Below are 10,529 nucleotides of genomic sequence, written 5' to 3'. Positions count from 1 at the left end.
CTTGGACGACTGTCCGGTGAGTTAGACTGAGTGAATGAGCGGCAACCGGGTGGACAAGCGCATCGAGCGAGGGCAGCAGTCGCGCAGGGCCGTGCTGGGCCGCGCCATGGACATCGCCTCCGTCGAAGGACTCGACAGCCTTTCCGTCCGCCGCCTCGCGGCCGAGCTGGAATTCAGCAAGAGCGGGGTGTTCGCCCAGTTCGGTTCCAAGGAGGAGTTGCAGCTCGCGACCGTCAGGGCCGCCGTCGAAGTGTTCGTCGGCGAGGTCGTCAAACCCGCGCTACGCGCCCCTTCCGGTGTCCGCAGAGTGCGGGCGTTGTGCGAGTCGTGGCTGCGCTACGCCCGCAAACCCGTCTTCTCGGGCGGTTGTTTCTTCATCTCGGCGGCCGCGGAGTTCGACGCGAGGCCAGGCAGGGTCCGCGACGCCGTCGCCTCGGCGAGACGCGACTGGCAACGGCTCTACGCGCGCACCATCGAGGAAGCCCGCGATCTCGGCGAGATAGCGGCGGAGACCGACGTGCGACAGCTCGCGTTCGAACTCGACGCACTCGGCAGGAGCGGAAGCCAGGACGCGCTGCTCTACTCCGACCCCGCGAGCTACCGCATGGCCTCTGGCGCGATGCTCGCCAGACTGCGGTCGGTCGCCACGGATCCCGCGCTGCTCGACTGATCGCGCACGGTTCGCGATACCCCCGGATGTGCGGCAGGCTCGGAAGGCACGCGAAGCCGCCGTCTCCGAAGGGTGCTCGCCACCGTGGTCAACGACATCCTCGACTGGTTGCAAAGCCTGCCGCCCGCGGGGCTGGTCGCGGCGGCGGGCCTGCTCGTCTTCGGCGAGACCACGCTCGGGCTCGGGTTCATCGCGCCGGGTGAGACCGGGCTGTTCATACTGGGGACCACCGTCGCGAGCCCGTCGGGCTTCCTGCTGATGTGGCTGGTCACCACGGCCTGCGCCATCGCGGGCGACTCGCTCGGCTACTTCATCGGCTGGAAATTCGGCCCCACACTGCGCCAGACCAAGGTCATCCGCAAACACGGAGCCCAAAGCTGGGACAGGGCGACCGAGGTACTCAGGAAACGGGGCGCCTACGCCGTCGTCATCGGGATCTTCCTCCCTGTTCTGCGCACGCTCGTGCCCGCCTCGGCAGGCGCCGCGAAACTGCCGCTGCGCAAGTTCATTCCCGCGATGGTCCTCGCGGCCATGGCGTGGTGCGCACTGCACATCGGCGTCGGCATGGCGGCAGGAGACGCCGCGCGGCGCATCGAGAACGCCATCGGTGCCGGAAGCTGGATCGTGCTCGGTGTCATCGTCGCCGTCGGCGCTGTGATTGTTCTGGTCAAACGCAGGCGCGCGGCGAAAGGCGACCAACAGGACGCGGCCTGACCGGGCTATCCGCCGACCGTCTCCAGCACCTGCTCGCCGTACTTGGCCAGCTTGCTCTCCCCGACGCCGCTCACCGCGCCCAGTTCGGCCATGCTCGAAGGCCGGTCGGTCGCGATCTGCCGCAACGTCGCGTCGTGGAAGATGACGTACGCGGGGACACCCTGTTCCTTCGCCGTCGCGGCGCGCCATGCCCGCAACCGTTCGAAGACAGGGGCCGCTTCCTCCGACAGTTCGGCGGCCTCGGCGCGACGCGGCTTCGCCTGTTTCGCGGCGCGCTTCGGTTCGGTGCGCAGCAGTACTTTTCTGCCCCGGTATAGGACCTCGTCGCTTTCGCCCGTCGTCACCAGCGTCCCGTAGTCGCCCTCGACGGCCAGTAGTCCCTTCGCGAGCAGTTGCCGCACGACGCCTCGCCATTCCGGCTCGGAAAGCTCGGTACCGATGCCGAACACGCTCAGCTCGTCGTGGCTGTGCTGGGTGACCTTGCTGGTCTTCTTGCCGAGCAGGATGTCGATGATCTGCCCGGCACCGAACTTCTGCCGCCGTTCTCTGCGCAACCGCACCACGGTGGACAACAGTTTCTGCGCCGCGACCGTTCCGTCCCACGACTCGGGAGGAGCGAGACAGGTGTCGCAGTTGCCGCACGGCGTCGCGCTCTGGCCGAAGTAGCCGAGCAGCTGAACCCGCCTGCACTCCACCGCTTCGCACAGCGCGAGCATCGCGTCGAGATGCGCGCTCTGCTTGCGGCGGTGAGCGACGTCGCCTTCGGAATTGTCGATGAGCTTGCGCTGCTGGACGACGTCCTGGAGACCGTAGGCGAGCCAGGCCGTCGAAGGCAGCCCGTCCCTGCCGGCCCTACCGGTTTCCTGGTAGTAGCCCTCCACCGACTTCGGGAGATCGAGGTGAGCGACGAATCGCACGTCCGGCTTGTCGATCCCCATGCCGAAGGCGATGGTGGCCACGACGATGAGACCGTCCTCGCGCAGGAACCGGGCCTGATGCTCTGCCCTGGTTCCCGCATCGAGTCCAGCGTGGTAGGGCACGGCGTCGATACCGTTGCGTACCAGGAACTCCGCTATGTCCTCAACGGACTTGCGGGACAGGCAGTACACGATCCCCGCTTCGCCCGCGTGCTCGTTGCGGACCAGGTCGAGCAACTGCTTGCGGGGCTCGTTCTTCGGCGCGATCCGGTACTGGATGTTCGGCCGGTCGAAACTCGCGACGAAATGGTGGGCCTCTTCGAGCTTGAGCCGCTGCGTGATCTCCGCGTGCGTCGCCTTCGTCGCCGTGGCTGTCAACGCGATGCGCGGCACCTCCGGCCACCGCTCGTGCAGACTCGACAACGCGAGGTAATCCGGCCGGAAGTCGTGACCCCACTGGGAAACACAGTGTGCCTCGTCGATCGCGAACAACGCGACGGAACCCTTGTCGAGCAGAGCGACGGTGGCATCGACCTTCAGCCGTTCAGGGGCGAGGTAGAGCAGGTCCAGTTCGCCGGCCAAAAACTCGGCCTCGACCATCCTGCGTTCGCCGGGGTCCTGGGTCGAGTTGAGGAAACCAGCCCGCACGCCGAGTGCCCGTAGAGCATCGACCTGGTCCTGCATGAGCGCGATGAGCGGCGAGATCACGACGCCGACACCCTCGCGAACCAACGAGGGAATCTGGTAGCACAGCGATTTGCCGCCGCCGGTCGGCATGAGCACGAGTGCGTCGCCGCCACCCGCGACGTGATCGATGATCTCCTGCTGGCCTTCCCGGAACGAGTCATAACCGAAGACCCGGTTCAGTACTTGCAGTGTCTCGGGGGAAGTCACCCGGCGATCCTACGAGACAAGAACCGAGATCGGTCACTCGCCGACCTGCTCGGTTGTCCGGCGGCCCGCCGCCGGACAACCGAAGGGATCACGGACCGGGTTTGATCACGTCGAGCCCGTGGCCGGTGAAGGCGATCAGGTCGGGCATGGTGAAGTCACCGCTCGTTTCCGAGGGCAGGACCGGTCGCCAGGCCGGCTCGTTGCGCAGGTAGGAGGAGGGGTCGGCGGCGAGCAGGCCGACGAGCACCTCGGCCACGATCCTGCCGCCCACTTCGCCGAGATGGCGGCCCTGTGCCCGTAGTTCCGCCTCGCGGAGCACGTAATACCACAGTGGCGCGGGGCCGTGGTGCGGCAGTTGCAAGTCCTCGGCGGTCAGTACGTCGGCGCCCAGGTAGCCCGCGACCGCCTGCCCCGAGGGAAGCAACAGCCGGGCGCCCCTCTTCAGGTTGCGGATGATCAGCGAAGAAGGGTTGTTGGCGATCTCGACGGGAAGGTCCGCGAGCGGATCGGCGAGCTTCGTGTCGATCAGCCTCGACTGCTGGAGTTCGGCCGACCCCGCGCCCTTGACGTCGAAGAACCGTCCCCACTCGATCGTCCAGAACGGTGGCAGGATGCGGAAACCGCCGAAATGTCCGAGTGGGTTGACGCTGACGCTGCCCGGCAAGAACGTGGGCAGCGCGGGAACGAACGTGTTGAGCTTGTAACGGCCGCGGATCATCGAGTGTCCGAAGCGGTAGGCGGCAACCGAGAACTCGACCGGCATGAACGGGGCTTTCCTCCAGTTGAGGAGTTTCAGCCGTGGTACGGGAACCTTGCCCGTTTCGTCGAGGACCTTTGCCAGCATGTCGTCGCCGACGATCCTGCGCAGGAAGTCGTGGACGACGATCCACTGGTAGTGCCATCGGACGAGCCGTTGCGCAGCCTCGAAAGTCGTCTCGCTGCCTCTGCGCAGTGACAGATCCGTGCCGACTCTGTCGATCACCTTGTTGTGGAATTTCAGCATTGTGAGATGAAGCTGCCCGACGAAGATGTTCTCGTCGTTGCGTGGATCGCCGATCAAGGCCGTGTCCTGGACGTTTCGCGGAAGGTCGTCCTTGTTGTCGTGGTTACCGATGAGGAACTTCTCGCCGCCCGAGGACTTGTCGAGGAAGGGATCGTCGGCGGGGCCCCTGCCGTACAGGCTGTCGAGGTCGAATCGCGGACTGCCAAAATCGGTCAGGGCGTCTGGATCGTTCTGCCGGGTCAGGCTCGAGACCGGATCGAATGTCAGGTCATGATCGATGAATTGCCCGAGATAGGTGTAACCGGCGGGAATTGTCGGATTGTCCTGTGTCGGATTCGGTCCCGTCGCGTTCTCCAGCATTTTCTGGGCGATATCCGCGATCCTGGTTTCGCTGGGGAAGTAGGGAGGGAGCCGGAACATCCGGCCGAATCTTCCCTCGTGAAGCCGCGAAACCGGGAGCTGGGCGAGTCCGCGTTGCTCGTATCCGTGACCTCGCGCCGACCGTCTTCCGTAGCCGAGTTCGTGGCCGGACGCGGCGCTGGTGATGAGTTGTTCCGTCGTGCGAGGTGAGCAGGTTGCCGAGTTCTGCACTCAGGCCGGTGAGATCCGCGTCCAGGTGCGTGAGTCCCGCCGTTCGCGCGCGAGTCCCGCGCTCAGGTCATCGAGTTCCGCGTTCGGACCATCGTGAACCCGCCACCATGATCCTGGCAGTGGACCCGCCTGCAAGGATGCGAGCCCGCCCGCGCCATGCCGAGGATCCCCGGATGCCGGATGCCGGATGCCGGATGCCGGATGCCGGATGCCGGATGCCGGATGCCGGATGCCGGGGCTCCGGTGCCGGGTGCCCACCGGTGACTTGACCGTCGTGGGTGGGCGGGACGCTCCGGCTGCAACTACCGATCCAGGCCCCCCGGCTCGGGCCGATGCGGCCTTGACGATCCCGGACGCGGGCTTGAATGACCCAAGCGAGGTTCTCGCCGCCCCGGACGGCGAACTCGGCGGCCTGGGTGCGGTTCTCGCCAGCCTGGCCGGGGATCTCGCCAGCCTGGGCGCAGAACTCGCCGACCTGGGTGCGGTTCTCGCCGCCCTGGCTGCGGATCTCGGTGTGCTGGGCGGGGGACTCGCGCATGGGCGGCCGACACGCTCAGGCGTGTCGAGGACGGAAGCCTTCGGACACGACCTCGACGAGCCGCTCCCTCGCCGAATGGTCACCCCTGTCGCTCCGCCGGGTCATACACCCGACGGCGAGCGCCTCGACATCGGCCACGTCGACATCGGCCCGCACCGTACCCGCCGCCTTCGCGCTGGCGAGCAAGCTTGCCAGCGCCCCACGGAAGTCGTACTCCGGGCCCGCGGCCATCGCCGCCGTGATCATCCCCGAACCGGCCAGTGTGTCGACGAACGATCTGTCCGCCGCGCCTTCTCGCACCATGATGGCGAAGTACTTGAAGAACGCGGTTCCGGCATCGGTCGTGCTCGACAGCTCGCGGGCATAGCCGACGAGCTCTGCGAGCCGGTGTCGTACGACAGCGGCCAACAGCGCTTCCTTCGTGGGAAAGTGCCTGCCGACGGTACCGTTTCCGACCCCGGCCCTCCTCGCGATCTCGTGCACCGACACGGAAGGGCCTTCCGTGGCGTAGGCGGCGCGGGCGACCTCAAGTACCCGCTCGCGGTTGCGCCGCGCGTCGGCTCGTCGCCGTCGTTGCCGCGAAGGGGAGTCGGTTCCGGGTTGCATGGTCATCACCGAGGATCGTACGGCGCAGCCATGACAACGAACGCGCCGTCATACCGGGCCATTCTGGCGAACGATTGGACCAAGCACCGTCCGCTGTAGCGGCCACGGCAGCGACGCGCGGGCTGCCGTTTCCGCCGTTGAGCGATGAGAGATGCACCTGGTCGGTGACTTCCGGTGTGGGGCACCGCGTTGCTAACGTGAGTTGTCTCGTCACAGCACCCGGCAAGATCCGAACCGTAGTCCTTGCGCGCTGCGCCGACCGCCCAACATCGGCGGCTACCTCTGACGATGTTGGCTACTCTCGCGTAACCCCAACGAATGCGGGTCTCGCGACTCCTTCCCCGCCAACCTGATGCCCACCCGCGTTGCGGTTGCCCGCCTCGTGGCGAAGCAAGGGAGCTTTGCTGTCGTTCGCGGCGGAAGTCGTTCCATGGCACCGATCGATCCAGTACCTCGCCGGGGGCGATTACCGGGGAACCAGCCCCACGTTCCCAAAAGATAGCGCCGACGGGACAACGCCGATCTGGTGGGGCCGCGCGGCGGTACATCGGCCGTGCCGAGTGGACAGCGTGCGCTTCCCTGGGGAGCGAGCCCGGACCCGGACTTGTTGGCACGTCGTTGAATCGGACGTCGAGCACTGCGGACAGCCGGGCCCGATCGCGCCGCCATCCGATTAGGTGATGGGGTCCGTGGTCACAGGGTTGCACCCCATCACGATCGTGTCTGCCGTTGGAGCGAACGAAGATCAATGGCTAGTTTTCCGTGTGGGTGAGACGAGAACGGATCCCGGTTCACACACATTCAATATCTCCAAGGAGTTCGTTGTGCTGAAGAAGCTTGGCATCGTGACCGCCACAACCGCAGCCGGCCTCGTGATGTTCGGTGGAATGGCGTCCGCTACGGGCGGCACCCACCACGGGGGCGACATCGAGCAGTTCGGCCAGGTCGGCCTGGTCAACCTGAACAACACCGACGTGCTCCACAACGTGAACGTTCCGGTCGGTGTGTGCGGCAACGACGTGAACGTCCTCGGCGTGCAGGTGCCGATCCGCGACGCGCTGAACGGCATCGGCGTTCCGGTCCTGTCGCCGGGCGAGAACACCGCCGCTTCGTCGTCCCCGTACAACTGCTCGTCGGGCACCATCGTCGACGGCGGCAGCGTTCAGGACAACTGAAAACCTCGTGGTGTACTGACGGATTCCCGCTAGGAAGTGGACTCCCGGCCTCTTCGGATGGGCGGTGGGGCCAGTGCAGTGCACTACGACGTGGACGGCTCGAACGATACTTGCCGGACAACCGAAACCCGCTGCGGAGGATGCTTCGTGGCGTCGGTGGACAACAATTGTCGAGTCGTCGTAGGGGTGGAACACGGAGTGCGGGCGCTCAGGCCGCCCCGTGTTCCACCCTTCTTTTCTCACCGCAAGTCAATCGCAACTACAAACCCTAGGGAAATAACGTGTACAAGAAGCTCGGCTTTGTGGCGGGTGTCGCTGCCGTTTCCAGCGTGCTCCTCGGTGGAGTGGCTTCGGCCGGCCAGGCCGCCGGTGGCGCTTCTGACCTCGACCAGCACGGTCAGGTTGGCCTCGTCAACCTGAACAACACCGACATCGCGCACAACGTCAACGTGCCGGTCGGCTTCTGCGACAATAACGTCAACGTGCTTGGCGTCCAGGTCCCCGTTCGCGACGTTGCCAACGGCATCGGCGTTCCGGTGCTTTCGCCGGGACAGAACGCCGCCGGCTCGGCGTCCCCGTACAACTGCTCCTCGGGCACCATCATCGACGGCGGCAGCGTTCAGGACAACTGACGTCAGACCCTCTGAAGAAGGGGCCGGGCCACTAGTGGCCCGGCCCCTTCTCTGTTTACTGGCATCAAGTCAAAAACCGTTACGGTGGTTGAAAGATCCGCCCGGCTCGTCCTGACTCATGATCGAGATCGAGGGTCGGGTGGAACACCTTCGGGTGTCTCGGTGAAGCCGGTTCTGCTCAGAGTGCGCCCATAGACGGCAGATGACTCCATGAGGTCCCCCGGAAGATTACCTGAAGTGATTGCGCGACTACTTTCCTGAATGGACAGAGCGCGAGATCTCGGTAAATTCGGTGAGGCCGCTCCGGCGCCGGCGCGGAACCTATCGCGGCCACTTCCGGGTTCTCCCGGAGAGTGTCGACTGTCCAAAGTGGAAAGGATTCATGTCGATGTCTATGCTGAGACGCTTCATCACGGCGGGAGCCATTGGTTTTCCGTTGGTCGTGGCCTTCGGAGGGGTCGCGAACGCCGACGGGATGACCCACCCCGGCGGTACCGCCTATGAGGCGTCTGGTGCTTACGCCGGAATTGGCGGTGCCGGTACCGGCGGCGTCGCGTCCGGTACGACTGGCCTCGGCGGCTCCTACTGGGGCGCGTGGGGCAGCTTCGCCGGAATCGGCGGAGCGGGAACCTTCGAGATGGGATCGGTTGCGGCGGACGCGATCAGCCGCGCGGACACGTCCGCCGTCGCTGCCGAGCGTGCCGACGTCACCGAGGCCGCCCCTGCCGTCGAGGCGACGGAACCGGTTGCCCAGCAGGTGTCGGCATCTGCCGAAGAGGTGAGCACCGTTGCCGCACGGGATGATGCCCGTGACGGTGGCGCCGCCTACCTTGCGAACGGATCCGCAGCCGGCCCGGGTGGAGCCGGTTCCGCCGGTGTGGCGAGCGTTGCCAGTGACGGCGTCACCGCGTATGCCGACTGGATCTCGGCCGCCGGTCCGCAGGGTGCCGCGTCCTCCGGTGCGGAAAGCATCGCGGTCCATGGCGCGGCTGCCCACCACCACTGGGATTCCGTTGCTTCGGGCCTGGGTGCCGCTTCGAGTGACGTGGTCAGCGCGACGAGCCCGCTCGGTTCGCTGTACCACCAGTCGCAGTCGGCTGCCGGTGCCGCTGGTGCCGCCAACCACAACGTGACCAGCCTGGCTTCCGGCCTCGGCTGATGATCCACCGCCACGGGTACGGCCCCGTGGCACGTCACAGGCTCTGCGTCGGCAGTCACTGCCGACGCAGAGCCGTTTCTGTATGCGGGTTTCCGTCATCGCGATGGTCAGTCGAGCCGCCGTCCCCATGCTTCCGCTTCGACGCACAACGCGGTGGCGACATCGAGCTCGCCTGAACGCACTCGTGCGGCGAGGCTCGCGGGCTCGGGTGGCAGTAGCAACCACCCGGTCACCAGTTCGTCGCTGTAGGTCGGTGTCACTTCGTCGGTGAGATTCCCGTGCCCCTGCTTGGCGAAGTGCGCGCGAGCCGCCCAGGTCTGCGGCGCCCACCGACGCCCCCAGCGAAGCACGATGCGCGCTGCGTCGCTTTGCAGATCCGAAGGATAGATGAGCCGGTCTCCGGTGATCGGTACCAATTGGCTGGAGTATCTCGCGCCAGGCGCGGCAATGGTCAGATGATCGGACACGGTTTCCTTGATCCACGGGTTGAACGGGGAGTTCGACGTCCATTGTGAAGAGAATTCAGCCGCCTGATTTCAGAACTCAATTCTCACCTCTCCCAGTCTTCGGGCATCCGCGGCGACGGTTGCGCGGTGTCCGCACCTCTCGGCCTGACAACGTCTTCCGGTGAGGCCGACCAATAACAAACCAACTGACCGGTTTTGTCAATGGCGACGCACGGAGGCATCGTAGGGGTCTGCGGGATGACTATTCACGAGGGGGTCGTATCCCGCTTCGCGCAAAACCTGAACAGTTTTCAGGCAGCTGCTGTTCGTGAGAAGACCTCTCAATTGGGTGACACCTGACAGTGGCAAGGGGTCGATTTGAATCCGAACGCACATTGCGTTGGGTAGCCAGATTGGCGGTCAAGGAAGGCTTGTGACCGCGTCCGGTTGAGTTACCGTTGCGCGGCTGGTTCTTGCCGCCGCCGCGTGCCTTCCGTGTCGACGAGGGCGAGGTAGTAGGGGAGACGTTCGCCATCGACGAGCGAGGGGAGCAGCAGCTCCCACATCTCGCCGACCCGCCGGGTGAGGTCCATTCGTCCGCTGAGGATCTGAGACACGGCTTGGACTCCGGTGAATGCGCCGACGACGAACCGGGCGAGCACCTCGGGGTCGATCCCGCGCCGAAGTTCACCTGAATCGGCCGCGCGGCGCAGCAGCTTCGCTGTTTCCTCCAGCCATTCCCGGTAGGGATCCGAGTCTGGCCGACTGAACATTCCGGTTTCCAAGGACAGCCGGATGCTCGCTCGCAGCATCGGATCTTCGGTCAGCCCCACCGCCCAGTGGACCGAGAGCAGGACGACCGATTCGAGTCCGGGCGCCCCTCGGTCGAAGTTCTCCTTCGCCGGTGCGACGGACCACGCCTGCTGGCATTCGACGATCGCGTTGGCCAGTTGTTCCTTGGAGGTGAAATGAAAGTAGAGCGCGCCCTTGGTGACTCCGGCGTACCTGAGCACATCGCTGAGGCTCGTCCCGCCGTAGCCGTACTGATCGAACGCGTCCGCCGCCGCGCGCAGGATCATGTTTCTGGTGACCTCCGCGCGAAGCTGCCTCGCCAAGGTGCGGTCCTCTCGTCCGGCTGCTTCCTCGTGACATGGGAGGCAGAAGCAATGATGCTACTGATCCAG

General features: G+C 65.6%; 10 protein-coding genes. 5 read left to right on the top strand and 5 right to left on the bottom strand.

Annotation, left to right across the window (positions count from 1 at the left end; genetic code table 11):
• Nucleotides 1-34: 34 nt before the first annotated feature.
• Both BAY61_RS27735 and BAY61_RS27730 read left to right on the top strand, forming a co-directional pair.
• Nucleotides 35-670: a TetR/AcrR family transcriptional regulator gene (locus BAY61_RS27735; protein ID WP_091803589.1), complete on the top strand. Its 636-nt coding sequence runs from the start codon at nt 35-37 to the stop codon at nt 668-670.
• Nucleotides 671-754: 84 nt separating this feature from the next.
• A complete protein-coding gene (locus BAY61_RS27730) occupies nt 755-1,384 on the top strand; it encodes a DedA family protein (protein ID WP_091803994.1) in 630 nt (209 codons plus the stop codon).
• 5 nt (nt 1,385-1,389) lie between these two features.
• On the opposite strand, the gene recQ is transcribed toward BAY61_RS27730, so the two are convergent.
• The 3 genes from recQ to BAY61_RS27715 all read right to left on the bottom strand — a co-directional run bounded on the left by recQ (nt 1,390) and on the right by BAY61_RS27715 (nt 5,939).
• Nucleotides 1,390-3,195 (bottom strand): DNA helicase RecQ, encoded by a 1,806-nt coding sequence (gene recQ, locus BAY61_RS27725; RefSeq protein WP_091803592.1) that lies wholly within the window; start codon nt 3,193-3,195, stop codon nt 1,390-1,392.
• Nucleotides 3,196-3,283: 88 nt separating this feature from the next.
• Entirely contained in the window at nt 3,284-4,789 is a 1,506-nt protein-coding gene (locus BAY61_RS27720; protein WP_211323556.1) for a peroxidase family protein, read from the bottom strand.
• A gap of 553 nt (nt 4,790-5,342) precedes the next feature.
• Nucleotides 5,343-5,939 (bottom strand): TetR/AcrR family transcriptional regulator, encoded by a 597-nt coding sequence (locus BAY61_RS27715; protein WP_211323557.1) that lies wholly within the window; start codon nt 5,937-5,939, stop codon nt 5,343-5,345.
• Between the two features lie 818 nt (nt 5,940-6,757).
• Between BAY61_RS27715 and BAY61_RS27710 the strand changes: the two genes are divergently transcribed.
• The 3 genes from BAY61_RS27710 (at nt 6,758) to BAY61_RS27700 (ending at nt 8,899) form a co-directional block, all read left to right on the top strand.
• The gene (locus tag BAY61_RS27710) at nt 6,758-7,108 is read left to right on the top strand and encodes a hypothetical protein (protein ID WP_091804002.1); all 351 of its coding nucleotides are present in this window, start codon (nt 6,758-6,760) and stop codon (nt 7,106-7,108) included.
• 281 nt (nt 7,109-7,389) lie between these two features.
• Complete coding sequence (locus BAY61_RS27705) at nt 7,390-7,740, top strand: hypothetical protein (protein WP_091803595.1); 351 nt, start codon at nt 7,390-7,392, stop codon at nt 7,738-7,740.
• Nucleotides 7,741-8,128: 388 nt separating this feature from the next.
• Complete coding sequence (locus BAY61_RS27700) at nt 8,129-8,899, top strand: hypothetical protein (RefSeq protein WP_143021367.1); 771 nt, start codon at nt 8,129-8,131, stop codon at nt 8,897-8,899.
• 107 nt (nt 8,900-9,006) lie between these two features.
• Here the strand turns inward: BAY61_RS27700 and BAY61_RS27695 are convergent, their stop codons facing one another.
• Both BAY61_RS27695 and BAY61_RS27690 read right to left on the bottom strand, forming a co-directional pair.
• Entirely contained in the window at nt 9,007-9,366 is a 360-nt protein-coding gene (locus BAY61_RS27695; RefSeq protein ID WP_091803601.1) for a hypothetical protein, read from the bottom strand.
• A 431-nt stretch (nt 9,367-9,797) separates the two neighbouring features.
• Nucleotides 9,798-10,460, bottom strand: coding sequence for a ScbR family autoregulator-binding transcription factor (locus BAY61_RS27690; RefSeq protein ID WP_091803604.1), 663 nt, complete (start codon nt 10,458-10,460; stop codon nt 9,798-9,800).
• Nucleotides 10,461-10,529 lie beyond the last annotated feature (69 nt).

It is taken from the genome of Prauserella marina (assembly GCF_002240355.1).
GTDB lineage: Bacteria > Actinomycetota > Actinomycetes > Mycobacteriales > Pseudonocardiaceae > Prauserella_A > Prauserella_A marina.
Note: the sequence above shows the minus strand (reverse complement) of the source record. Positions and strands in the feature narration are given on the sequence as shown.

Coding starts and splice junctions, on each gene's coding strand:
- BAY61_RS27735 (WP_091803589.1), top strand. CDS start 35: ATGAGCGGCAACCGGGTGGACAAGCGCATCGAGCGAGGGCAGCAGTCG.
- BAY61_RS27715 (WP_211323557.1), bottom strand. CDS start 5,939: ATGACCATGCAACCCGGAACCGACTCCCCTTCGCGGCAACGACGGCGA.
- BAY61_RS27700 (WP_143021367.1), top strand. CDS start 8,129: ATGTCTATGCTGAGACGCTTCATCACGGCGGGAGCCATTGGTTTTCCG.